This is a genomic window from Mycobacterium hainanense (assembly GCF_041890355.1).
GTDB lineage: Bacteria > Actinomycetota > Actinomycetes > Mycobacteriales > Mycobacteriaceae > Mycobacterium > Mycobacterium hainanense.
The window spans coordinates 2,408,694-2,431,702 of sequence record NZ_CP169059.1; the positions used below are offsets into that span (position 1 = coordinate 2,408,694).

Here is a 23,009-nt window from a genome sequence, read left to right on the forward strand (position 1 = left end):
CCTGTTTGCAATGTTCGCAACGGTTCCGATCGCGAGTCGGTAACACAGAATTAACAGCTGTTGCCTACTGTTTCGGTTATGGATCGCCAGAAGGAATTCGTCCTCCGCACCCTGGAGGAGCGGGATATCCGCTTCGTTCGGCTGTGGTTCACCGATGTGCTCGGCACGCTCAAATCGGTGGCCATCGCCCCGGCTGAACTCGAAGGCGCCTTCGAAGAAGGCATCGGCTTCGACGGCTCCTCGATCGAGGGCTTCGCGCGGGTCTCGGAATCCGACACGGTGGCCAACCCCGACCCGTCAACCTTCCAGGTGCTGCCCTGGGCCACCCCCTCCGGTCACCATCACTCGGCGCGGATGTTCTGCGACATCACCATGCCCGACGGCTCGCCGTCCTGGGCGGACCCGCGGCACGTGTTGCGCCGCCAGCTGCAGAAGGCCAACGACCTCGGCTTCTCCTGCTACGTGCACCCCGAAATCGAGTTCTTCCTGCTCAAGCCCGGCCCGGACGACGGGACGAGGCCGGTTCCGGTGGACGCCGCCGGCTATTTCGACCAGGCGGTGCACGACTCGGCCTCCAACTTCCGTCGGCACGCCATCGAGGCCCTGGAATTCATGGGCATCTCGGTGGAGTTCAGCCACCACGAGGGCGCGCCCGGCCAGCAGGAGATCGACCTGCGCTTCGCGGACGCCCTGTCGATGGCGGACAACGTGATGACGTTCCGCTACGTCATCAAGGAGGTCGCGATCGAGAACGGCGCGCGGGCGTCCTTCATGCCCAAGCCGTTCGCCGAGCACCCCGGTTCGGCGATGCACACCCACATGAGCCTGTTCGAGGGGGACGTCAACGCGTTCCACAGCCCGGACGACCCACTGCAGCTGTCCGACGTGGGCAAGTCGTTCATCGCCGGGATCCTCGAGCACGCCTCCGAGATCAGCGCGGTCACCAACCAATGGGTCAACTCCTACAAGCGGCTGGTGCACGGCGGCGAGGCGCCCACCGCGGCGTCGTGGGGCGCGGCGAACCGGTCGGCTCTGGTGCGGGTGCCCATGTACACCCCCCACAAGACGTCGTCGCGGCGCATCGAGGTGCGCAGCCCGGACTCGGCCTGCAACCCGTACCTGGCCTACGCGGTGTTGCTCGCCGCCGGGCTGCGCGGGGTGGAGAAGGGGTACGTGCTGGGGCCTCAGGCCGAGGACAACGTATGGGACCTGACGCCCGAGGAGCGGATCGCGATGGGCTACCGCGAGCTCCCCACGAGCCTGGACAGCGCGCTGCGCGCGATGGAGTCCTCCGAGCTCGTCGCGGAAACGTTGGGGGAGCACGTTTTCGACTTCTTCCTGCGCAACAAACGCTCGGAGTGGGCGAACTACCGCAGCCACGTCACGCCCTACGAGCTGAGCACCTACCTGTCGCTGTAGTCGACGCGAGCCCGCCTTACCCCTGCCGGGTACGGGGGTTGCGATACCGTCGTGGTCGTGACCAAACCCGCGACGCAGCGCCCGCGGCTGCCCAGCGTCGGACGGCTCGGCTTGCTCGATCCCCCGGCGGGCGATCGGCTGACGCAGCTGGGTTGGTATGACCACGACGACCAGGCCCACGTCGACCTGCTGTGGTCGCTGTCGCGCGCACCCGACCCCGACGCCGCGCTGCGCGCCCTGATCCGGTTGGCGGAGAACCCCGAGACCGGCTGGGACGAGCTCAACGCCGCGCTGCTGACCGAGCGCCCGTTGCGCGGGCGGCTGTTCGCGGTGCTCGGCTCGTCGCTGGCGCTGGGGGATCACCTGGCTGTGCACCCGCAGTCGTGGAAACTGTTGCGCTACAAGGTGAAACTGCCCTCACACGAGGAGCTGTGTGCGTCGTTCACCGCATGCGTCGACGAGGTGTCGGCCGACCCCGCGTCGGCCGTGCAGCGCCTGCAAACCCTGTACCGGGACCACCTGCTGCTCGTGGCCGCGCTCGATCTTGCCGCGACGGTCGAGGACGAACCCGTGCTGCCGTTCACCGTGGTGGGCGCCCAGCTGTCGGACCTGGCGGACGCCGCGCTGGCCGCCGCGCTGCGGCTGGCCGAGGCGACCGTGTGCGGCGACGGGGCGCCGCCACGTCTGGCGGTCATCGCAATGGGCAAATGCGGTGCGCGCGAACTGAATTACGTCAGCGATGTCGACGTCATCTTCGTCGGTGAGCGTAACGATGCGCTGACCACGCGGCTGGCCAGCGAAATGATGCGGGTGGCCTCGTCGGCCTTCTTCCAGGTCGACGCCGGGCTGCGGCCGGAGGGGCGCAGCGGTGAGCTGGTCCGCACCGTCGAATCGCACATCGCCTACTACCAGCGCTGGGCGAAGACCTGGGAGTTCCAGGCGCTGCTGAAAGCCCGCGCGGCCGTTGGGGATCGGGAACTGGCCGAGCGGTACCTGAGCGCGCTCATGCCGATGGTCTGGGTCGCCTGCGAGCGTGAGGATTTCGTGGCCGAGGTGCAAGCCATGCGCCGCCGCGTCGAGCAGCTGGTGCCCGCCGACGTGCGCGGCCGCGAAATCAAACTGGGCAGCGGCGGGCTTCGCGACGTGGAGTTCGCGGTGCAGCTGCTGCAGCTGGTGCACGGCCGCAGCGACGAGTCGCTGCACGTGGCGTCGACGGTGGACGCCCTGGCCGCGCTGGGCCAGGGCGGCTACGTCGGGCGCGAGGACGCCGCGAACCTGACCGCTTCCTACGAGTTCCTGCGCCTCCTCGAGCACCGGCTGCAGCTGCAGCGGCTCAAGCGCACCCACCTTCTGCCCGAGGCCGACGACGAGGAAGCGGTGCGCTGGCTGGCGCGGGCCGCGCACATCCGGCCTGATGGCCGCCACGATGCGGCGGGCGTGCTGCGCCAGGAGCTGCGACACCAGAACCTGCGGGTCTCCCAGCTGCACGCCAAGCTCTTCTACCAGCCCCTGCTGGAGTCGATCGGGCCGGCCGGCCTCGAGATCGGACACGGCATGACCGCGGAGGCCGCCGAACGGCAGCTCGCCGCGCTCGGTTACGAGGGGCCCCAGACCGCGCTGAAACACATGTCGGCGCTGGTCAACCAGAGCGGTCGGCGGGGCCGGGTGCAGTCGGTGCTGTTGCCCAGGCTGCTGAACTGGATGTCCTACGCCCCCGACCCCGACGGCGGGCTGTTGGCCTATCGGCGCCTGTCGGATGCGCTCGCCGCGGAGACCTGGTATCTGTCCACGCTGCGCGACAAGCCCGCGGTGGCCAAGCGGCTCATGCACGTGCTGGGCACGTCGGCGTACGTCCCGGACCTGTTGATGCGCGCGCCCAGGGTGATTCAGGACTACAGCGACGGCCCGGCCGGGCCCAAACTGCTCGAGACGGACCCCGCTACGGTGGCCCGGGCGCTGGTCGCCTCGGCCGGCAGGCACCACGACGCGGTCCGCGCGATCGCCGCCGCCCGCACGCTGCGCCGCCGCGAACTGGCCCGCATCGGGTCGGCCGATCTGCTCGGCTTCCTCGAGGTCACCGAGGTGTGCCGGGGACTCACCTCGGTGTGGGTGGCCGTGCTGCAGGCCGCGTTGGACGCCATCATTCGCGCCAATCTGCCCAGGGACGGCTCCGAAAAAGGAAAAGCGCCGGCGGCCATCGCGGTGATCGGCATGGGCCGGCTGGGCGGCGCCGAGCTGGGGTACGGGTCCGATGCCGACGTGATGTTCGTGTGCGAGGCGGCGCCCGGTGTCGAGGACTCGGTGGCGATCCGGTGGTCGACGACGGTCGCCGAGCAGGTGCGCACGCTGCTGGGCACACCCAGCGTCGACCCCCCGCTGGAGGTGGACGCCAACCTGCGCCCCGAGGGCCGTCAGGGTCCGCTGGTGCGCACGCTGGGTTCCTATGCCGCCTACTACGCACAGTGGGCGCAGCCCTGGGAGATCCAGGCCCTGTTGCGCGCGCACGCGGTCGCCGGCGACGCGGACCTGGGCCAGCGGTTCTTGTTGATGGCCGACAAGACGCGCTACCCGGCCGACGGGGTGTCCGCCGAGGCGGTGCGGGAGATCCGCCGCATCAAGGCCCGGGTGGACGCCGAGCGGTTGCCGCGCGGCGCCGATCCGAACACGCACACCAAGCTGGGCCGTGGGGGATTGGCCGACGTCGAATGGACCGTGCAGCTGCTGCAGCTGCGGCACGCGCACGAGATTCCCGCCTTGCACAACACCTCGACGCTGCAATGCCTGGACGCGATCGCGGCGGCCGAGCTGGTTCCCGCCGAGGAGGTCGACCTGCTGCGGCAGGCGTGGCTGACCGCCACCCGGGCCCGCAACGCGCTGGTGCTGGTCCGCGGCAAGCCGACCGATCAGCTGCCCGGGCCGGGGCGCCAGCTCAACGCGGTGGCGGTGGCCGCGGGCTGGCCCACGGACGACGGCGGGGAGTTCTTGGACAACTATCTGCGGGTGACGAGGCGGGCAAAAGCCGTGGTAAGGAAGGTGTTTGGGAGTTGAGTCAGGAAGCCGGCGCGTTGGACGCCATATTCGAGGTGCTCGACGCGGCGGAGGCTGACCGAGTGACCGCCCTGTATGCCCCGTTGGCCGCTGCCGTGCGCGAACTCGTCGACGCCACCATCCGCACGGAGGTCGACGACGACGTCGTCGCCCAGGCGCGATCGGCGATCGAGGCTGTCACCGCGTCCTTGCGGCAACGGACCCGGCCGGTCGGCGTGAGCTACCGCGTCAACGGTCGTCCGCTGCCACTGGGCAACGCCGCCATCGGCGTGTGCAACCCGATCGCGCCGCCGATCGTCGTCCACCACGACGGGGGCGGCCGCTGCTCAAGCGAGTTCGTGCTCGGGACGGCGTACGAGGGCCCGCCCAAGCTTGTGCACGGAGGCGTCAGCGCCCTGGTGCTCGACCACATGCTCGGCGAGGCGGCCAGTGAGGGGCTGTCCAAGGCGCGCTTCACCGGCACCATCACCGTGAAGTACCTGCGGGGTACGCCGCTGGGCCCGCTTCGTTGCGACGCGTGGGTCGAGGGCAAGGAAGGCCGCAAAGTGTTTGCACGCGGCACGATTTCGGATGCCGCCGGGGTTACCGTCGAGGCCGAGGGCGTGTTCATCGAGCCGGCGTGGGCGCGGGACGCGGAATGAAGTTCTACATCAGCAGCGCCTTTCTGAACACCCGGGAGATCATCGAACTCGCCAAAGCCGCCGACGAACTCGGCTACGACGGCATCGGGATCCCCGACCACGTCGTCAACCTGGAGACCCTGGACACCCCGTACCCGTACACCAAGGACGGCGAGCGACGCTGGCAGCCGTTCACCGACTGGCCGGATCCGTGGGTGCTGATCGGCGCGCTGGCTCAGGTCACCACGCGGCTGCGATTCGTCAACACCGTCTACATCCCCGCGATGCGGAACCCCTACTCTGCGGCCAAAGCCATTGGCACGGCGGCCGTTTTGGCGTCCGGCCGGGTGGAGCTCGGCATCGGCGTCGGGTGGTGCCGCGAGGAGTTCGCGTTGATGGGCGAGCGGTTCGAGGCCCGCGGGAAGCGGACCGACGAGATCATCGAGTTGATGCGGGCGCTGTGGCAGCCGGGCTGGACGGAGTTCGAGGGCGCGTTCTATCGGACACCGCGGCTGGAAATGGAGCCGACGCCGCCGCCGATACCGGTGTACGTCGGCGGGCTCAGTGACATCGCGCTGCGCCGCGCCGCCCGCAACGACGGCTGGATCGGCGATCTGATCAAGACCGAACGCGCCATTGAGGCGGTGGGCAAGCTGCGGGAGCTGAGGGCCGAAAACGGTTTGCCGATGGACGATTTCACGGTCCTGACGCCGCTGACCGACGCCTTCACCACCGCCGACTACCGGCGCGCCGCCGACGCCGGCATCACCGGGATCATCACCATGCCGTGGATGTTTTACGCGGGTCCGGATGCGTCGTTGGACGACAAGATCGACGGCATGCAGCGCTTCCGCAAGGACCTGGCGCTCGACGGTTAGGTCTCGCCTTCTCGCCTTTTCGCCTTCTCGCATTCTCGCCGCGACACACCTTCTCGCCGCGACACATAACCTATGGCGACGACGCGCCGCGGAGGCGCGCCATACTTTCAGTCTCGCGAATTCGATGGCGAGGGATCGCCGTTTGTCCCTTGCCGGCCTGGAAGAATGATCCGCATGCCAATCGGCCGGGTGCGTCCGGCGTCCGCGCGGGATGCCGAGGCGTGCCTGGGCATCTATCGGCCGTATGTCGAGGACACGGCCATCAGTTGGGAAATCGAGGTACCCAGCGTCGGGGAGATGGCCGCCCGCATCGTCGACGCCCACGAATGGCTGGTGCTCGAAAGGGACGGTCAGGTCGTGGGTTTCGCCTACGGCCATGTGTTCTGGCGCTTGCCCAGCTTCCAGTGGTCGGTCGAGACCGGAATCTATGTCGACCGCGACCGTCACCGCACGGGTGCCGGCCGCCAACTCTATGCGGAGCTACTGCGCCGGCTCACGGAACGCGGTTACCGGCAGGCTTTCGCCGGAATCACTCAACCGAACGAGGCCAGCAACGGATTTCACCGGTCGTTCGGGTTCCACGACGTCGGCCTATATCGTCGCGTCGAATGGAAACACGGCCGTTGGCACGACGTCGCGTGGATGCAACTCGACCTGGGTGGCGCCGCCGAACGCGAGGAGCCGCCCGGGCCGATCGTGTGATCGGTTAGCGGCCCCCGCCGGCACCGCCGCCGACGAAGCCTCCGCCGGCACCGCCGCCGACGAAGCCCCCGCCGGCACCGCCACCCACGAAGCCCCCGCCGGCACCCCCACCGACGAACCGGCCCCCGCCGGCACCGCCACCGACCATTGCTTGCGCGCTGCTGATAATCATGACCGAGAAGCTAACGCCGGATCGGTTGCCGCCGCAAGAGTTTAAATCTGAACTTTCGGCTTCGACGAACAGGGCTCGCGGCGTTGATGGCTTGTATTGCGGCGGTCGGCTTTTGCGGTCGGGCGACCTACCGCCGGATCGCGTTCGAAAACCCACGCGCCCTGCCTCTCCGGCGCCGGCGGCCAAGCCGGGGTCCGCCGCCAAAACGAAACCACCCGCGCGGCGGCTGCCGACGCGGGTGGTTTCGTTTGCGGATTACACGTCGTAGTAGAGCGCGAACTCGTACGGGTGCGGGCGGATCTGCACCGGCAGGATCTCGTTCTCGCGCTTGAAGCTGATCCACGTCTCGATCAGGTCGGGCGTGAAAACGCCTCCCTCGGTGAGGTATTCGTGGTCCTCTTCGAGACGGTCGATCACCGCGGACAGCTGGGTGGGAGCCTGCGGGATGTTGGCGGCCTCCTCCGGCGGAAGCTCGTAGAGGTCCTTGTCCACGGGGGCCTGCGGCTCGATCTTGTTCTTGATGCCGTCCAGCCCGGCCATCAGCATCGCCGAGAACGCCAGGTACGGGTTGCCCGACGAGTCGGGGCAACGGAACTCGAGGCGCTTGGCCTTCGGGTTGCTGCCGGTGATCGGGATACGCACACACGCCGAGCGGTTGCGCTGGCTGTAGACCAGGTTGATCGGCGCCTCGTAACCCGGGACCAGTCGCTTGTAGGAGTTGACGGTCGGGTTGGTGAAGGCCAGCAACGACGGGGCGTGGTGCAGCAGCCCGCCGATGTAGTGCCGCGCGGTGTCCGACAGGCCGGCGTAACCGGTCTCGTCGTACATCAACGGGCTGCCGTCCTTCCACAGCGACTGGTGCGTGTGCATGCCCGAGCCGTTGTCACCGAACAGCGGCTTGGGCATGAAGGTGACAGTCTTGCCGTTCTGCCAGGCCGTGTTCTTGACGATGTACTTGTACAGCTGCATGTCGTCGGCGGCGTGCAGCAACGTGTTGAACTTGTAGTTGATCTCGGCCTGCCCGCCGCTGCCCACCTCGTGGTGGCCCTTCTCCAGGCTGAAGCCTGCCTTGATGAGGTTCGACAGCATCTGGGCGCGCAAGTCGACGTAGTGGTCGACGGGCGCGACCGGGAAGTACCCACCCTTGGGGCGGACCTTGTAGCCGCGGTTAGGGGTGCCGTCGTTCTCGGTGGGCTCGCCCGTGTTCCACCAGCCCGAGATCGCATCCACCTCGTAGAAGGAGCCGTTGGTGCGCGAGTCGAAGCTGACCGAGTCGAAGATGTAGAACTCCGCCTCGGCGCCGAAGTAGGCGGTGTCGGCGACGCCGGTGCTGATCAGGTAGTTCTCGGCCTTGCGAGCGATGTTGCGCGGGTCGCGCGAGTAGGGCTCGAGCGTGAACGGGTCGTGCACGAAGAAGTTCAGGTTCAGCGTCTTGTGTTCGGTGAACAGGTCGATCTGCGCCGTCGCGGGGTCGGGCAGGAGCAGCATGTCGGATTCGTGGATGGACTGGAATCCGCGAATCGAGGAGCCATCGAACGCCAGGCCGTCCTCGAAGACGCTCTCGTCGAAAAACGAAACCGGAATCGTGAAGTGCTGCATGATGCCTGGCAAGTCACAGAACCGAACGTCGACAAACTCGACGTCCTCGTCCTTTACGAGTTTGAAAACGTCGTCGGGCGTCGTTTCCGTCACAGAAATGCTCCTTTACTTGGTGAGATCCGCGGCCTGACGCTATGGAGCAGATGTTGCCCGCCAGTCAACCCCGTGTTGCGCGCACGTTACGCGACCCATGTTGTTCACAAAAGAGGCGCCGCCCCCGGCGGGTTCTATTGTGGGGCCATGGACCGCTGGATCGTATCTCTTCCGGTGCCCGGACGCAGCGTTCAGTCGGGGTTGGCGAACGCGCTGGTGGCCGAGTCGAAGCCCGGTTGCAGACGATGACGCCGAACTCGCCGTCCACCTATCCCGGCGAGCGGCTGGGACTGCCGCAGACCGGACCGGGTTCCCTGGCCCCGATGGGTCGCCGGTTGGGCGCGCTGATGATCGACTGGCTGATCTCGTATGGCTTGGCGGCGCTGGCCTTGCGGTTCGGCGTCTTCTCCGAACACACGCTGGCGACGGCGGTGCTGGGGATCTGGTTCGTGCTGGGCGTGGTGTCGGTGCGGCTGTTCGGCTTCACGCCCGGTCAGCTGGCGCTGGGTCTATTGGTGGTGACGGTCGACGGGCGCGGGGCGGTCGGCATCGTCCGCGCGGTGGTCCGCGGCGTGCTCGTCGGAATGGTCGTCCCGGCGCTGTTCACCGACTGGGACGGCCGAGGCATGCAAGATCGGCTGACGGCGACGGCGGTTGTGCGGCGCTGACCGCTCGGCGACCCGCCGCGCCCGGCTTCGCCGCGCTTGCGATCGCCGCGGGGTTGACCGCTCGGCGACCCGCCGCGCCCGGCTTCGCCGCGCTTGCGATCGCCGCGGGGCCTACTTCCGGCGCACGGTGCGCTGCACCCCGCGCATCTTGCCGGCGTTGGGCAGCGGGCCCTTCGGCAGGACGGCGGCGCCGGCCCGCGTGCCCAGCGCGGCCAACCGAGACTCGAGCGTGTCCATCTGTTTGGCGGTGATGTTGGCCGGCAGGCGGTTGAGGTGACGCTCCAACTTGGCCAGCGGAACCTCGTCGTCGCCGTTGCCGACGACGATGTCGTAGATCGGCACGTCGCCGATCAGCCGCGCCGTGCGCTTCTTCTCCTGCGCCAGCAGCGGCCGGAGCCGGCCCGACGACCCTTCGCCGACCAGGATGACGCCGGGCCGGCCGATGACCCGGTGCACCGCGTCAAGGTGACCCGTCGCGGCCACCCCCGGCGTCACCCGCCACTTGCCGCGCAGGTTGTCCAAAGCCCATGCGGCCGCGCCGGTTTGGCCCTCGGCCTTGCTGTAGACGCTCTTCTGGGCGCGACGGCCGAAGACGATGAACGCCGCCAGCGCGCCGAGTACCACGCCGAGCGGGATCACGGTGATCATCGTCAGCCCGCCGGCCCACACACCGACCGCCACGGCGATGGCCACGATGACGACGAAGGCGCCGATCATGTAGGGCAGCAGCCGCTTGTCCTCCCGGCGCTGCAGGTTGAACGCCTGCCACAGCTGGGCGCGGCGCTCCTTCGCGGCGGCCTTGCGCGCGGCCTGCGCCTGTGCCCGGGCGGCCTTGTTCTCAGCGGCGGTGCGGGGTTTAGCCATAGTCAAAGAATACGTATCGACGTGCACCGCCACGGCGGCGCGGCAGCTTCAGGCGCGGGCGCGCGCCGCTTGCTCGTAAAGCCGGCCCGCGCGGTAGGACGAGCGCACCAGCGGCCCGGCCAGCACCCCGGAGAAGCCCAGCCCCTCCGCGTCGCGGGCGAACTCGACGAACTCCTCGGGCCGCACCCAGCGCTCGACCGGGTGGTGCCGCGTCGACGGACGCAGGTACTGGGTGATGGTGACGATGTCGCAGCCGGCGCCCCGCAGGTCGGCCAGGGCGGTGCGCACCTCGTCGGGGGTTTCGCCCAGCCCGAGGATGAGGTTGCTCTTGGTAACCAGCCCGAAGTCGCGCGCCGCGGTAATGACGTCCAGGCTGCGCTGGTAGCTGAAGGCGGGCCGGATCCGCTTGAAGATCCGCGGCACGGTTTCGACGTTGTGCGCCAACACTTCCGGGCGTGATTCGAACACCTCGGCAAGCCGCGCGGGCTCACCGTTGAAGTCGGGGATCAGCAACTCCACCCCGGTCGACGGGTTGAGTTCTTTGATCGCGCGGACGGTCTCCGCGTACAGCCAGGCCCCGCCGTCGGGCAGGTCGTCGCGGGCCACGCCGGTGACCGTCGCGTAGCGCAATCCCATGGTCAGCACGCTTTCGGCGACGCGCCTCGGCTCGTCGCGGTCCAGGTCGGCGGGCTTGCCGGTGTCGATCTGGCAGAAGTCGCAGCGACGGGTGCATTGGTCACCGCCGATCAGGAAGGTGGCCTCGCGGTCTTCCCAGCACTCGAAGATGTTGGGGCAGCCGGCCTCCTCGCAGACCGTGTGCAGTCCCTCGCGGCGGACCAGGCCCTTCAGCTGCGTGTATTCGGGGCCCATGCGGGCCCGGACCTTGATCCACGGCGGCTTGCGCTCGATCGGGGTTTGCGCGTTGCGGACCTCGAGGCGCAGCAGTCGCCTGCCTTCGGGTGCAACAGTCACATGGCTGATGCTACGCGCGTGCCCGGGTGTTCCTGGACCGGCAGGACCCCGTCGAGGGCGTCGCAGACCGCGTCGGCGACGGCGGCACGGACGTCGTCGACCGGCACCGGGCGCCCCAACTCGGCCGACAACGAGGTCACGCCGGCGTCGCTGATGCCACAGGGCACGATGGTGCCGAACGCGTCGAGGTCGCAGTCGCAGTTGAGCGCGAACCCATGCAAAGTGGTCGCCCGCGACACCCGGACGCCGATGGCGCCGACCTTGCGGTCGGGCCGCCCGGCGCCGGCCGCGACCCACACCCCGGACCGGCCGTGCACCCGGCACGCCTCCAATCCCAGTTCGTCGCACACCTTGATCAGCGCCTCCTCGAGGCGTCGAACGTAATTCACCACGTCGAGAGGCTCACTGAGGCCGATGATCGGATAGCCGACCAGCTGCCCCGGGCCGTGCCAGGTGATCTTGCCGCCCCGGTCGGTGTCGACGACGGGCGTGCCGTTCACCGGTCGCTCGTGCGGTTCGGTGCGCCGCCCCGCGGTGTAGACCGGCGGGTGCTCCAGCAGCAGCAGCGTGTCGCTGCCGCCGGCGACCCGGGCGTCGGCCAGCTCGCGCTGCAGCTGCCAGGCCGTGCGGTATTCGACGGTGCCGAGCTGACGGACGTCGATCGCGGCCCGGCTGGACCGGATGGAATCGATCACTTCCGCGACGGTACTCGCCGGGTGAGTGAGCCGCGACGCGGCGTCACGCTGGCGTGACGCTGGGCGGCGTCAGCCACGCTGGCGTGACACTCGCCGGGCAGGCGCTAGTCGTGATCGCGCTGGGCGGTGGCGTAGCCGAGCGCCTCGCCAATGGTGTTGTGGTGGAACTCGAAACCGGCCCGCTCGAGCGCGGACGGGATGGCGCGCTGGCCGATGAGCAAGCCCTCGTCGGCGAACTCGCCGAGCGCGGCCCGCACCGCGAAGCCCGGCAGCATCAACGGGGTCGGGCGGTTGACCGCACGGCCGAAGGCGGTGGTGAATTCGGCGTTGGTGACGGGTGCGGGCCCGGTCATGTTCACCGGGCCGGACAGCGCGGCGTTGGAGATCGCGAACAGCAGCGCCCGCACCTCGTCCTCCAGGGTGATCCAGGACATGTATTGACGGCCGCTGCCCAGCCGAGCCCCCAGGCCCGTGCGGAACAACGGCCGCAACCGCCCCAGCGCTCCGCCGGCGGGGGAGAGGACCAGGCCGGTGCGGGCCAGCACCACCCGGGCGCCGCTGTATTGGGCCGGCAGCGTGGCGGCTTCCCAGTCCTCGCACAGCTGGGCCAGGAAACCCTTTCCCGCGCGGTCATTTTCGTCGACCACCCGGTCCTTGGTGTCCCCGTAGTAGCCCACCGCGCTGGCGTTGACCAGCGTCGCCACCCCGGCGTCGGCGACGGCGTGCGCCAGGACTTCGGTCGGGGCGATGCGGCTGTCGCGCAGGCTCTGCTTGAAGGCGCCCGACCAGCGACGCTGGCCGACGTTGACGCCGCAGAGGTTGACGACGGCGTCGACATCGCTGATCGCGTCGACGTCGAATTCGCCGCTCTCGGGGTTCCAGTGCAGCTCGTCGGAATTCGACGGCGCGCGGCGCACGATGCGCAACACCCGGTGGTCGGCCGCCCGCAGGGCGGCGGTCAAGGCGGATCCGATCAGGCCGGATGAACCCGCGATGGCGATGACGGGCTTGGCCACGGTTCGCCAGTCCTCCTAAAGACCCAAGTCGGCCTCGAACGCGCCCTCTTCGAGCCGGTGCTTGATGGTGGTGAGGAAGCGTCCTGCGTCGGCGCCGTCGATGAGCCGATGGTCGTAGGTCAGTGGGAGATAGCAGATGGACCGGACCCCGATGGATTCGTTGCCGAATTCGTCGACGATCACCCGGGGCCGCTTCACGATCGCGCCGGTGCCCAGCATGGCGGCCTGCGGCGGAACCAGGATCGGGGTGTCGAACAACGCGCCCTGGCTGCCGATGTTGGTGATGGTGAAGGTGCCACCGGACAGCTCGTCGGGCTTGAGGTCGCCCGACCGGGCGCGCGCGGCGATGTCGGCGATGGCCCGGGCCAGCCCGGCCAGCGACAGGTCGCCGGCGTTGTGGATGACCGGGGAGAGCAGCCCCTGCTCGGTGTCGACGGCGAAGCCGAGATGTTCGGCGTCGTAGTAGGTGATCTCCTTGGTCTGCTCGTTGTAGCTGGCGTTGATGTTGGGGTGGATCTTCAGCGCATCGATCACCGCCCTGGCGATGAACGGCAGGAAGGTGAGGTTGACCCCCTCGCGCTCGGCGAACGCGGACTTCGCCCTGGCCCGCAGCCCGACGATCCGGGTCATGTCGACCTCGTGCGTCTGGGTGAGCTGGGCGGTGGCCTGCAGCGATTCCCGGGTCTTGTTCGCGGTGAGCTGGCGGATCCGGCTCGCCTTCTGCGTGGTGCCGCGCAGGTGCGCCAATGCCGGCGCAGGGGCGGCTGCGGCCGCCGGGGCGGGCCTGCCGTCGGCGGCGGGGGCGGCGGGTGCCTGGGCCGGCGCGGGCGCCTTCTGCGCCTGCTGCTTCTTTTCCGCGGCGGCGAGCACGTCCTGCTTACGGATGCGCCCCCCGACGCCGGTGCCGGTGATCTCGGCCAGGTCGATGCCGTTCTCGGTGGCCAGCTTGCGCACCAGCGGGGTCACGTACGGCGCACCGTCGGGGCTCGAGCCGCCCGGCTCGGCGGCCGGTTGTGCTTGTGCCGGTTGGGCTTTGGGCGCGGGCGCCGGCTGGGACACCGGCTGCGGTTCGGGCTTCGCCTCGGCCTTGGGTGGTTCGGCCTTGGGCCGTTCGGGTGCCGGCTCGGGCTTGGGTTCCGGCTTGGGTTCCGGCTTAGGAGCGGGCGGGGGGGTGGGGGCGGAGGCTGCCTCGGAGCCGGTGCCGATCCGGGCCAGCTCCCCGCCGACCGGGACGGTGGCGTCCTCCTCGGCGGTGATGCTGACCAGCACACCGGCCACCGGCGACGGGATCTCGGTGTCCACCTTGTCGGTCGACACCTCGACCAGCGCCTCGTCGACGCCCACCGAGTCGCCGACCTTCTTCAGCCAGCGGGTCACCGTGCCCTCGGTCACCGACTCACCCAGCTCGGGCATCAGCACCGGGGTCGCGTCGCCGCCGCCGGAACTCTGCGGCGCGGGTTCGGGCTCGGGCTGGGCGGGTGCGGCCGCTTCGGGCTCGGGTTGGGCAGGCGGGGCGGACTCGGCCTGCGGCTCAGGCTGGCTGGGCGCCTGGGGGGCCGCCTGCGCATCGCCGCCGTCGGACGAGTCGCCGATGACGGCCAGCTCGCCGCCGACCTCGACGGTGTCGTCCTCCTGGGCGACGATCTTGGTCAGGACACCGGCGGCGGGCGACGGGATTTCGGTGTCGACCTTGTCGGTGGACACCTCGACGAGGGGTTCGTCGAGTTCGACCGTGTCGCCTTCCTGTTTGAGCCAGCGGGTGACCGTCCCCTCGGTGACGCTCTCACCGAGTGCGGGCATCTGGACGGAGAAGGCCATCGTCTTTGACTCCTCGATCGCTCGTGGGTCGGTGTGGGTCGAACATCTCGCTAGCCGTTGCAAGTAGCTAGCCAAAACTATCCTGTCACTGCGTCCGCGCCGGCACACATCCAGGGCGGACCGCCGCGGTTGCCGGGACGGCCCCAACACCCTTGCTACGGTGTGGCCACTGCAGTTGGAGCGGGGAGGTCGAAGATGCCGGCAACACAACAGCGACCCCAGCATTTCGTCGACAGCGCCGACGGCGCGCGAATCGCGGTCTACGAAGAGGGGAACCCGCACGGCCCGACCGTCGTGCTGGTGCACGGCTTTCCCGACTCGCACGTGCTGTGGGACGGTGTCGTGCCCCTGCTGGCCGATCGGTTCCACATCCTGCGGTACGACAACCGCGGCGTCGGTCTGTCTTCGGCGCCCAAGCCGGTGTCGGCCTACACCATGGACCGGTTCGCCGACGACTTCGCCGCGGTCACCGGCGAGCTCAGCCCCGGCCGGCCGGTGCACGTGCTCGCCCACGACTGGGGCTCGGTGGGCGTGTGGCACTACCTGAAGCGGCCCGGCGCCGGTGACCGGGTGGCCACCTTCACGTCGGTGTCCGGCCCGAGCCAGGAACAGTTGGTCGACTACATCTTCAGCGGCCTGCGGCAACCGTGGCGCCCGCGCCGGTTTCTGCGATCGGTCAGCCAGGCGCTGCGGTTCAGCTACATGCTGTTCTTCTCGATCCCGCTGCTCGCGCCGCTGTTCCTTCGCCTGACGCTGTCGATCCCCGCCCTGCGGCGCAACGCCGTCGACAACATCCCGGTCGAACAGATCCACCACTCGCCCCAGCTGGCCCGCGATGCCGCCCGTTCGGTGAAAACCTATCCCGCCAACTACTTTCGCTCATTCTCCGGCCGCGGGCACGGCGTCCACGTCGTCGACGTGCCGGTGCAGTTGATCGTCAACACCAAGGACAAGTACGTGCGGCCGTATGGCTACGACCACACGCCGCGGTTCGTGCCGCGGCTGTGGCGGCGCGATATCAAGGCCGGTCATTTCTCCCCGATGTCGCACCCGCAGGTGATGGCCGCCGCGGTGCGTGAGTTCGCCGATTGGGCCGAGGGCAAGCCGCCGAGCCGCGCGCTGCTGCGCGCCCAGGTCGGCCGCCCCCGCGGCTCCTTCGGCGACACCCTGGTGTCGGTCACAGGCGCGGGCAGCGGAATTGGCCGCGAGACGGCGTTCGCGTTCGCGCGCGAGGGCGCCGAGCTGGTCATCAGCGACATCGACGAAGCGGCCGTCAAGGCCACGGCCGCCGAGGTCGCCACCCGTGGCGGCGTCGCGCACGCCTACGTGCTCGACGTGTCCGACGCCGAGGCCGTCGAGTCTTTCGCCGAGCGCGTGAGCGCCGAGCACGGAGTACCCGACATCGTCGTCAACAACGCCGGCATCGGGCATGCGGGCGGATTCTTGGACACCCCGGCCGAGCAATTCGACCGGGTGCTCGACGTCAACCTGGGCGGCGTGGTCAACGGCTGCCGATCGTTTGCGAGGCGGCTGGTGGAGCGTGGCACCGGCGGCTACATCGTCAACGTCTCGTCGATGGCCGCCTATGCACCGTTGCAGTCGCTGAACGCCTACTGCACGTCGAAGGCGGCGACCTACATGTTCTCGGACTGCCTGCGCGCCGAACTCGACGCCGCCGACGTCGGGCTGACCACGATCTGCCCGGGCGTCATCGACACGAACATCATCAACACCACCCGCTTCGACGCGCCCGCCGGAAAGGGCGAACAGGTCGACGGACGCCGGGGCCAGCTCGGCAAGATGTTCGCGCTGCGGCACTACGGTCCGGACAAGGTCGCCAACGCGATTCTGTCGTCGGTCCAGAAGAAGAAGCCGATCCGCCCGGTCGCGCCGGAAGCCTATGCGCTGTACGTCCTTTCGCGCCTGGCGCCGCAAGGGCTACGCAACGCCGCGCGGCTGCGGGTGATCTGACGCTTGCTAGGTGCCCGCCCGCGCGGCCCCCTGACGGCCGGTCAACAACGCGCCGCCGATCGCGAGCAGCCCGATGATCGCCAGCGGAATCGACCACGTGCGCCGGCTGCCCACCGACGACTGGCACTGCGCCACATAGTCGGTGTGCGGGACGACCTGATTGAGGATCGGGATGTTCGCCACGCTGGTGTTGTTGGCGCTTCTGGCCGCCGACAGGTCCGTGGCGACCGCGTTCCCGCATCCGATCGAATGGCCGTTGCCGTCAGAAATCGACACCGGCACCAGTAGCCCGATCACGCCGGCCAGCAGCAACACGGCGCCCACACCCAGGATCAACCGTCGCACGGTCACGATCTCGCCTTTCTTCGTACACGTTTTCGACCGTGGGAGATTAGCCGCTGGATAGCGCCGGTAAACCCCGGACCGGCCGGATTCAGCGCCCCGTTCGTGGGTATTCCGCCGCGGTAACCGAGAGGGGAATCAGGTCGTGGTACTCATTGCGACGCGGGACGTGGCCGTGCCTTGCGAGCGGGTGTGGGAAGTGCTGGCCCAAGGGTGGACCTACACCCAGTGGGTGGTGGGCAACAGCCGCATGCGGGCCGTCGACCCGAACTGGCCGGAGCCGGGGTCGTCGATCAGGCACTCGATCGGGATTTGGCCGCTGGTGATCAACGACGCGACGGTCGTGGAGGAGTGCGAACCGCCCCACAAGCTGGTGCTGTGCGCTCGCCTCGGGCCGCTGGGCGCCGCGCGGATCACGATGCTGCTGCAGGAGGCGCCGCAGGGCTGCCGGGTGCAGATGATCGAGGTGCCCGTTGAAGGCCCGATGGGGGCCGTTCCCAATTCGCTCGCGTTGGCCGCGGCCTACCCGCGCAACAAGGAGTGCCTCTGGCGGCTGGGGGCTCTGGCGGAGCGCAAGGTGCCCAGCCAGGTGAAATGAGCGCGCGGGACACCGCCGACGCCGTCGTCATCGGGGCGGGACACCACGGACTGGTCGCGGCCTCGATGCTGGCCGACGCGGGTTGGGACGTGTTGGTGCTCGAGGCCCAGCCCGAACCCGGCGGCGCGGTGCGCAGCGCCGAGCTGACCCCGGGTTACATCACCGACCTGTTCAGCTCCTATTACCCGATGACGGTGGCCTCGCCGGCGATCGCCGCCCTGGGGCTGGAGGATCACGGCCTGCGCTGGTCGCACGCCCCGGTGGTGCTGGGACATCCGCGGAGCGCTGACGATGACGACCCGCCCGTCGTCTATCACGACCCCGCTCGCACGGCGGCGGAATTCGCCCGCCGGGTGCCCGCCGACGGCGACAACTGGTGGCGCCTGGTCGACTTGTGGGAGCGGATCAAGGCGCCGCTGCTGGACGCCATGTTGGCGCCCTTCCCGCCCGTGCGCCCACTGGTGCGGCTGCTGGCCAGGCTCGGCACGTCGGAGGCCCTGCGGGTGGCGCGCCTGCTGGTCCAGCCGGCCAACACCATGGCGAGTGAGCTGTTCGCCGGCGAGGCGCCGCGAGTGTTGTTGCTGGGCAACGCAATGCACGCCGACGTCCCGCCGGACGCGCCGATCAGCGGAGCCATGGGATTCCTGATGACGATGCTGGCCCAGGACTGCGGCTGGCCGGTGCCGGTCGGGGGCTCCGGGCAGTTGACGGCCGCCCTGGTCAGCCGCGCCCGCTCCGCGGGAGCCCGAATCGAATGCAACCAGAACGTGTCCCGCATCCAGGTTCGGGGTGGCCGCGCGGTCGGGGTGACGACGGCCGGGGGACGCACGGTCGCGGCGCGGCGGGCGATCGTCGCCGACGTGACGGCCCCCCGGTTGTTCTGCGACATGTTGCCGCCGGATGCGTTGCCGCCCAAGCTGTTACGCGACCTCGAGCACTTCATCTGGGATCCACCGGTGGTGAAGGTCAACTACGCCGTGAGGGCGCCCGTGCCGTGGCGGGCGACGAACCTGCAGGGCGTGGGCACCGTCCATCTGGGCGCCGACGGCGACGGGTTGGTCCGCTGGATGGCCGACCTGAACACCCGCGTGGTGCCCGAACATCCCTTCATGTTGTTGGGCCAGACCACCACGGCCGATCCGACCAGGTCGCCGAAGGGCACCGAAAGTGTCTGGGCCTACACGCATCTGCCGCGCAACGTGGCCGACGATGCGTCGGCTGATCGGCTCGCCGACGCGGTGGACCGGGTCATCGAGGAACATGCGCCGGGTTTCGGCTCTGCGGTCGTGGGCCGGTTCGTCCAACGCCCGTCGGACCTGGAGGCCAGCGACGCCAACCTGCACATGGGCGCGCTCAACGGCGGCACGGCGCAGCTGCAGCAGATGCTGATTTTTCGCCCGGTGCCCGGCATGGGCCGGGCCGAAACCCCGGTACAAGGGCTGTATTTGGGCAGCGCGTCGGCCACCCCCGGCGGCTCGGTGCACGGCGCCTGCGGGCGCAACGCGGCCAATGCCGCGTTGGCGGCCGACGGCGCGACCGGCTGGCCGCGCCGCACGGTGAAGCGGGCGGTGTTCTCGCTGATGACCGGTAAGCGCTAACCGCCGAGCGTCACGCTGCGTGACGCTCGAGCGCGCACGTCACGCTGGCGTGACGCTCGAGCGCGCGAGGGCGTGCGTTAGACGTGGTTAGCCGTTCTCGGCGATGTCCTCGAGTACGGCGAACATGGTGCGGGTCGGCACACCGGTGCCGCCCTTGGGCGTGTATCCCCACGGGCCGCTGGTGTTGTACGCCGGGCCGGCCACGTCGATGTGCGCCCAGCCCACGCCGTCGGCGACGAATTCGCGCAGGAACACACCGGCCACCAGCATGCCGGCGAAGCGCTGGCCGCTGATGTTGGACAAGTCGGCCACCGTCGACTTCAGGTCATCCTTCAGTTCGTCGGGCAGCGGCATCGGCCAGCCGTTCTCGCCCACCCGCTGTGAGATGGCGGCGACCCGGTCGCGGAACTCGTCGCTGCCCATCACCCCGGGGATCCGGGCGCCCAACGCCACCGTCTGGGCGCCGGTCAACGTGGAGGTCTCGATCAGGTAGTCGGGGTTGTCCTCACACGCCCGCACGATGGCGTCGGCCAGGATGAGCCGGCCCTCGGCGTCGGTGTTTTGCACCTCGACGGTGATGCCGCCGTACTGCGTCAGCACGTCACCGGGCCGCTGCGCCGTACCCGAGGGCATATTCTCGGCCATCGGCACGGTGGCGATCACGTCGATCGGCAAGCGCAGCTGCGCCGCCAGCGCCACCGTGGCGATGACCGCCGCCGCGCCGCCCATGTCCGAGGTCATGTAGTGCATCGATGCCGCGGGCTTGATCGAGATGCCGCCGGTGTCGAACGTGATGCCCTTGCCGACCAGCGCCACCTTCTTCGCCTGCTTGCCTTTGGCCAGCTTCGAACCCCGGTGGGTCAGCCGCACCAGCCGCGGCGGGCGCGACGAGCCCTGGCCGACGCCGATCACGCCGCCATACCCAGCCTTCTGCAGCGCCTTCTCGTCGAGCACCTCCACCTCGAGGCCCACCGACTCGCCCAAAGCCCTTGCGCGCCGGGCGAATTCGGCAGGAAAGAGGTGACTCGGGGGAGTGTTGACGAAATCGCGGGCGGTGGCCACCGCGGTCGCCACGGCGGCGCCGTGGGCGCTGGCCGCTTTGGCGTCCTTCGCGGCGGACAGCACGGTGATCTTGCGCAGCCCTTTGTCTTTCGGCGCGGTTTTGCCGCTGCGGAAGTCGGTGAACCGGTAGCTGCCCAGGATCAGGCCCTCGACGGCCGCGGAGCAGACGTCGGCGCTGAAGTCGCCGGGCAGCGTCACCAGCACGGCCTCGGCGGTGCCCAGGGAGCGCGCCGCCACACCGGCGGCCCGCCGGACGGTGTCGGCGGGCCACTCGGGTCGCGGCTTGCCCAGGCCGATCGTCAGCACGCTGGATACCGGCAGCGACGCCACCACCAGGCGGTGGACTTGCTCGCTGCCGCCGGTGGCGTCCAGCGCGCGCAACCCGGATTCGATCTCGGTGACAGCCTCGGCCGGCAGCAACGATTCGCCCGGGGCGACCGTCGCCCCGGGTCTGTCCTCGTCGCCGGTCGAGACCACGGGCACGATCAATACCGAAGAGGCCACTGCACGTTTCGGCAGCGATGCGGCGACGTTGACGGAGGGGCTGTCATAGCTCAAATCGGTGGTCACGGGCAGTTACCCTAATCGCCGGAACCGGCGTCGAGACCGGCGGAGTCCCCACCGTGCAGCTCGAAGGCGATCGTGGGGCTGTCAAAACCCTTGAGATCAAAGGGGCCACGCGCCGTTGCCGGCCAGTGCGGCAACTGTTCGTGCAACGCCGTATCGGCGAGGATCTGGCACGGTGCGGCGGCCCCCACCAGCCGCGCCGCCAGGTTGACCGGGCTGCCGAAATAGTCCCCGTTGATCGCCAGGACGGAGCCGAAGGCAAGGCCGGCGCGAACCTGCAGGCCCTCTTCGCGCGCCCGTGGATGGTCGACCAGGTCCACCGCCGCCCTGGCGAGGCGTTCGGGTGACGCGCTCACCCACATCACCTCGTCGCCGATGAACTTCACCACCCGGCCGCCATCGCGATGCACCACGTCCGCGACGGTGCCGGCGAACTCGTTGAGCAGATACGAAAGTTGCGCGGGGGCGAGCGCGCGGGTGAGCACCGTGAACCCGGACAGATCCGCGAAACCGATGCCGCACACCACGCTTGCCGAGGTGTCGCGCAGGACGCCCTCGAAATGAGTGCGGGCGCTGGTCAGATGGTGCCGGTGGACGACGTCGATCAGCGCCGAAATCCGGGGGACGAACTCCGCGACCGCGCGGTACGCCTGCGCCGTGGCGAGTTCGTCGTTGGTGTAGGTCATCTGGATGTCCGGCGTCCCGGCCCGGATCGCCGTCGACTCGGCCTCCGCGAGCCTGGCCATCGCGGCGCCGAGCACCCGCAGCAATCCGAACGCGCCGTCCTCGCCCACCACCGCCTTCAAGCCGACCCAGGTGGCCAGCGCGTCGACGTCGGCCTGGCTCAGCACCGGGACGTCGGGTCCGGCCACGGTCAGGCCGAGCAAACCCCACGCGTGGGTGACTTCCTCGGGTGACAGGCCCAATTGTTCGGCCGCACTCGCGATCGTGTGGATCGGGCGCCCAGACCATTGCAGGACGTCACCGGCGAGGCCGAACAGCCGGCCACGCTGCTCGGCCTCCACCATCTCCTCGACGGTGAAGCCGAGCTCGTCCAGGTACTTGATGAGGTCGGCCCGCTCACGCGCATTGGCGATTCCCGCGGCCTCAAGCGCCGCGAAGTCCGGGGAATCGACCACCCACCCAAGTGTGCCAGCACCCGCGATTAGGGTGAACCGTCGTGACCGATGACCTACAGCACGGCCCGTTGGAAGACCGCCACCGCGCGTTGGGCGCCAGTTTCGCCGAGTTCGGCGGCTGGCTCATGCCCGTGTCGTATGCCGGCACGGTCAGCGAACACAACGCCACCCGCAACGCGGTCGGTCTGTTCGACGTCAGCCACCTCGGCAAGGCGCTGATCCGCGGGCCGGGCGCCGCCGAATTCGTCAACTCGACGCTCACCAACGACTTGAGCCGCATCGGCCCGGGCAAGGCCCAATACACGTTGTGCTGCAACGAATCCGGCGGGGTCATCGACGACCTCATCGCCTACTACGTCGACGACGACGAGATCTTCCTGGTGCCCAACGCTGCCAACACCGCCGCGGTGGTCGGCGCGCTGCAAAATGCGGCCCCGGCGGGCCTCACCATCACCAACGAGCATCGCTCCTACGCGGTGCTGGCGGTGCAGGGCCCGCGATCGGCGGACGTGCTCGGCGGGCTGGGCCTGCCGGCGGGCATGGACTACATGGGCTACGCCGACGCCACGTACCAGGGGGTGCCGGTGCGGGTGTGCCGGACCGGATACACCGGTGAGCACGGCTACGAGCTGCTGCCGCCGTGGGAATCCGCCGGGGTGGTGTTCGACGCGCTGGCCGCGGCGGTGGGCGCCGCCGGCGGCGAGCCCGCCGGCCTGGGCGCCCGCGACACGCTGCGCACCGAGATGGGCTACCCGCTGCACGGGCACGAACTGGGACTGGACATTTCGCCGCTGCAGGCGCGTTGCGGCTGGGCGATCGGCTGGAAGAAGGACGCGTTCTTCGGCCGGGACGCGCTGCTGGCGGAGAAGGCGGCCGGGCCGCGGCGGCTGCTGCGTGGCCTGCGGATGGTCGGACGCGGTGTGCTGCGGCCCGGCCTGACGGTGCTCGACGGTGAGACGCCGGTCGGGGTCACCACGTCGGGAACCTTCTCCCCGACGCTGCAAGTCGGCATCGCGCTGGCGCTGATCGACGCGGCCGCTTCAGTCGAGGACGGCCAGCGGGTCACGGTCGACATTCGCGGGCGCGCGGCGGAGTGCGAAGTCGTGCGGCCGCCCTTCGTCGACGCGAAAACCCGTTAGTGCCCCCGGTTCAGGTGAAAAGCCCGGTC

20 protein-coding genes are annotated in these 23,009 nt (G+C 69.5%); 10 read left to right on the forward strand and 10 right to left on the reverse strand.

Annotation, left to right across the window (positions count from 1 at the left end):
• Positions 1–78 precede the first annotated feature (78 nt).
• The 5 genes from glnA (ACEL92_RS11240) (at position 79) to ACEL92_RS11260 (ending at position 6,667) form a co-directional block, all read left to right on the forward strand.
• Entirely contained in the window at positions 79–1,419 is a 1,341-nt protein-coding gene (gene glnA / locus ACEL92_RS11240; protein ID WP_374025631.1) for a type I glutamate--ammonia ligase, read from the forward strand.
• 51 nt (positions 1,420–1,470) lie between these two features.
• Positions 1,471–4,467, forward strand: coding sequence for a bifunctional [glutamine synthetase] adenylyltransferase/[glutamine synthetase]-adenylyl-L-tyrosine phosphorylase (locus ACEL92_RS11245; RefSeq protein ID WP_374025632.1), 2,997 nt, complete (start codon positions 1,471–1,473; stop codon positions 4,465–4,467).
• The gene (locus tag ACEL92_RS11250) at positions 4,464–5,108 is read left to right on the forward strand and encodes a PaaI family thioesterase (protein ID WP_374025633.1); all 645 of its coding nucleotides are present in this window, start codon (positions 4,464–4,466) and stop codon (positions 5,106–5,108) included. The genes ACEL92_RS11245 and ACEL92_RS11250 overlap by 4 nt, the downstream gene beginning before the upstream one ends.
• Positions 5,105–5,965 carry a TIGR03619 family F420-dependent LLM class oxidoreductase gene (locus ACEL92_RS11255; protein ID WP_374025634.1) on the forward strand — a complete coding sequence of 287 codons (861 nt, stop codon included), beginning with the start codon at positions 5,105–5,107 and terminating at the stop codon, positions 5,963–5,965. The genes ACEL92_RS11250 and ACEL92_RS11255 overlap by 4 nt, the downstream gene beginning before the upstream one ends.
• Before the next feature lie 174 nt (positions 5,966–6,139).
• The gene (locus ACEL92_RS11260; RefSeq protein ID WP_374025635.1) at positions 6,140–6,667 is read left to right on the forward strand and encodes an N-acetyltransferase family protein; all 528 of its coding nucleotides are present in this window, start codon (positions 6,140–6,142) and stop codon (positions 6,665–6,667) included.
• Between the two features lie 4 nt (positions 6,668–6,671).
• Here the strand turns inward: ACEL92_RS11260 and ACEL92_RS11265 are convergent, their stop codons facing one another.
• The gene (locus ACEL92_RS11265; RefSeq protein WP_374025636.1) at positions 6,672–6,839 is read right to left on the reverse strand and encodes a hypothetical protein; all 168 of its coding nucleotides are present in this window, start codon (positions 6,837–6,839) and stop codon (positions 6,672–6,674) included.
• A 255-nt stretch (positions 6,840–7,094) separates the two neighbouring features.
• Positions 7,095–8,531 (reverse strand): type I glutamate--ammonia ligase, encoded by a 1,437-nt coding sequence (gene glnA, locus ACEL92_RS11270; protein WP_067277809.1) that lies wholly within the window; start codon positions 8,529–8,531, stop codon positions 7,095–7,097.
• A 245-nt stretch (positions 8,532–8,776) separates the two neighbouring features.
• On the opposite strand from glnA (ACEL92_RS11270), the gene ACEL92_RS11275 reads away from it, so the two are divergent.
• Positions 8,777–9,199 (forward strand): RDD family protein, encoded by a 423-nt coding sequence (locus ACEL92_RS11275; protein ID WP_374025637.1) that lies wholly within the window; start codon positions 8,777–8,779, stop codon positions 9,197–9,199.
• Between the two features lie 111 nt (positions 9,200–9,310).
• Here ACEL92_RS11275 and ACEL92_RS11280 read toward each other — a convergent pair whose 3' ends face one another.
• From ACEL92_RS11280 to sucB, 5 genes are all read right to left on the reverse strand, one after another.
• Positions 9,311–10,063, reverse strand: a complete 753-nt coding sequence (locus ACEL92_RS11280) for a DUF4191 domain-containing protein (RefSeq protein WP_374025638.1) — start codon at positions 10,061–10,063, stop codon at positions 9,311–9,313.
• Between the two features lie 48 nt (positions 10,064–10,111).
• The gene (lipA, locus tag ACEL92_RS11285; protein WP_374025639.1) at positions 10,112–11,035 is read right to left on the reverse strand and encodes a lipoyl synthase; all 924 of its coding nucleotides are present in this window, start codon (positions 11,033–11,035) and stop codon (positions 10,112–10,114) included.
• A complete protein-coding gene (gene lipB / locus ACEL92_RS11290; protein WP_374025640.1) occupies positions 11,032–11,730 on the reverse strand; it encodes a lipoyl(octanoyl) transferase LipB in 699 nt (232 codons plus the stop codon). Before lipB ends, lipA begins: the two co-directional genes overlap by 4 nt.
• Before the next feature lie 104 nt (positions 11,731–11,834).
• Positions 11,835–12,746, reverse strand: a complete 912-nt coding sequence (locus tag ACEL92_RS11295) for a TIGR01777 family oxidoreductase (RefSeq protein ID WP_374025641.1) — start codon at positions 12,744–12,746, stop codon at positions 11,835–11,837.
• A 15-nt stretch (positions 12,747–12,761) separates the two neighbouring features.
• Positions 12,762–14,564: a 2-oxoglutarate dehydrogenase, E2 component, dihydrolipoamide succinyltransferase gene (gene sucB, locus ACEL92_RS11300; protein ID WP_374025642.1), complete on the reverse strand. Its 1,803-nt coding sequence runs from the start codon at positions 14,562–14,564 to the stop codon at positions 12,762–12,764.
• Between the two features lie 195 nt (positions 14,565–14,759).
• On the opposite strand from sucB, the gene ACEL92_RS11305 reads away from it, so the two are divergent.
• Positions 14,760–16,535, forward strand: coding sequence for an SDR family oxidoreductase (locus tag ACEL92_RS11305; protein ID WP_374025643.1), 1,776 nt, complete (start codon positions 14,760–14,762; stop codon positions 16,533–16,535).
• A gap of 6 nt (positions 16,536–16,541) precedes the next feature.
• Here the strand turns inward: ACEL92_RS11305 and ACEL92_RS11310 are convergent, their stop codons facing one another.
• The gene (locus ACEL92_RS11310; protein ID WP_374025644.1) at positions 16,542–16,886 is read right to left on the reverse strand and encodes an aminopeptidase; all 345 of its coding nucleotides are present in this window, start codon (positions 16,884–16,886) and stop codon (positions 16,542–16,544) included.
• Positions 16,887–17,022: 136 nt separating this feature from the next.
• Here ACEL92_RS11310 and ACEL92_RS11315 point away from each other — a divergent pair, with 136 nt between their 5' ends.
• Together ACEL92_RS11315 and ACEL92_RS11320 are read left to right on the forward strand one after the other, a co-directional pair.
• Entirely contained in the window at positions 17,023–17,475 is a 453-nt protein-coding gene (locus tag ACEL92_RS11315) for an SRPBCC domain-containing protein (protein ID WP_374025645.1), read from the forward strand.
• Positions 17,472–19,073, forward strand: coding sequence for a phytoene desaturase family protein (locus ACEL92_RS11320; RefSeq protein ID WP_374025646.1), 1,602 nt, complete (start codon positions 17,472–17,474; stop codon positions 19,071–19,073). The genes ACEL92_RS11315 and ACEL92_RS11320 overlap by 4 nt, the downstream gene beginning before the upstream one ends.
• Before the next feature lie 87 nt (positions 19,074–19,160).
• Here ACEL92_RS11320 and ACEL92_RS11325 read toward each other — a convergent pair whose 3' ends face one another.
• Positions 19,161–20,705: a leucyl aminopeptidase gene (locus ACEL92_RS11325; protein ID WP_374025647.1), complete on the reverse strand. Its 1,545-nt coding sequence runs from the start codon at positions 20,703–20,705 to the stop codon at positions 19,161–19,163.
• An 11-nt stretch (positions 20,706–20,716) separates the two neighbouring features.
• Entirely contained in the window at positions 20,717–21,841 is a 1,125-nt protein-coding gene (locus ACEL92_RS11330; RefSeq protein WP_374025648.1) for an adenylate/guanylate cyclase domain-containing protein, read from the reverse strand.
• Between the two features lie 41 nt (positions 21,842–21,882).
• Between ACEL92_RS11330 and gcvT the strand changes: the two genes are divergently transcribed.
• Positions 21,883–22,980 carry a glycine cleavage system aminomethyltransferase GcvT gene (gene gcvT / locus ACEL92_RS11335; protein ID WP_374025650.1) on the forward strand — a complete coding sequence of 366 codons (1,098 nt, stop codon included), beginning with the start codon at positions 21,883–21,885 and terminating at the stop codon, positions 22,978–22,980.
• The last annotated feature ends 29 nt before the right edge of the window (positions 22,981–23,009 follow it).

Bases quoted from the DNA above. Each gene is read 5' to 3' on its own strand.
- ACEL92_RS11255 (WP_374025634.1), top strand. From the start codon at position 5,105: ATGAAGTTCTACATCAGCAGCGCCTTTCTGAACACCCGGGAGATCATC.
- ACEL92_RS11275 (WP_374025637.1), top strand. From the start codon at position 8,777: ATGACGCCGAACTCGCCGTCCACCTATCCCGGCGAGCGGCTGGGACTG.
- sucB (WP_374025642.1), bottom strand. From the start codon at position 14,564: ATGGCCTTCTCCGTCCAGATGCCCGCACTCGGTGAGAGCGTCACCGAG.
- ACEL92_RS11260 (WP_374025635.1), top strand. From the start codon at position 6,140: ATGCCAATCGGCCGGGTGCGTCCGGCGTCCGCGCGGGATGCCGAGGCG.
- ACEL92_RS11280 (WP_374025638.1), bottom strand. From the start codon at position 10,063: ATGGCTAAACCCCGCACCGCCGCTGAGAACAAGGCCGCCCGGGCACAG.
- glnA (WP_374025631.1), top strand. From the start codon at position 79: ATGGATCGCCAGAAGGAATTCGTCCTCCGCACCCTGGAGGAGCGGGAT.
- ACEL92_RS11305 (WP_374025643.1), top strand. From the start codon at position 14,760: ATGCCGGCAACACAACAGCGACCCCAGCATTTCGTCGACAGCGCCGAC.
- ACEL92_RS11320 (WP_374025646.1), top strand. From the start codon at position 17,472: ATGAGCGCGCGGGACACCGCCGACGCCGTCGTCATCGGGGCGGGACAC.
- ACEL92_RS11265 (WP_374025636.1), bottom strand. From the start codon at position 6,839: ATGATTATCAGCAGCGCGCAAGCAATGGTCGGTGGCGGTGCCGGCGGG.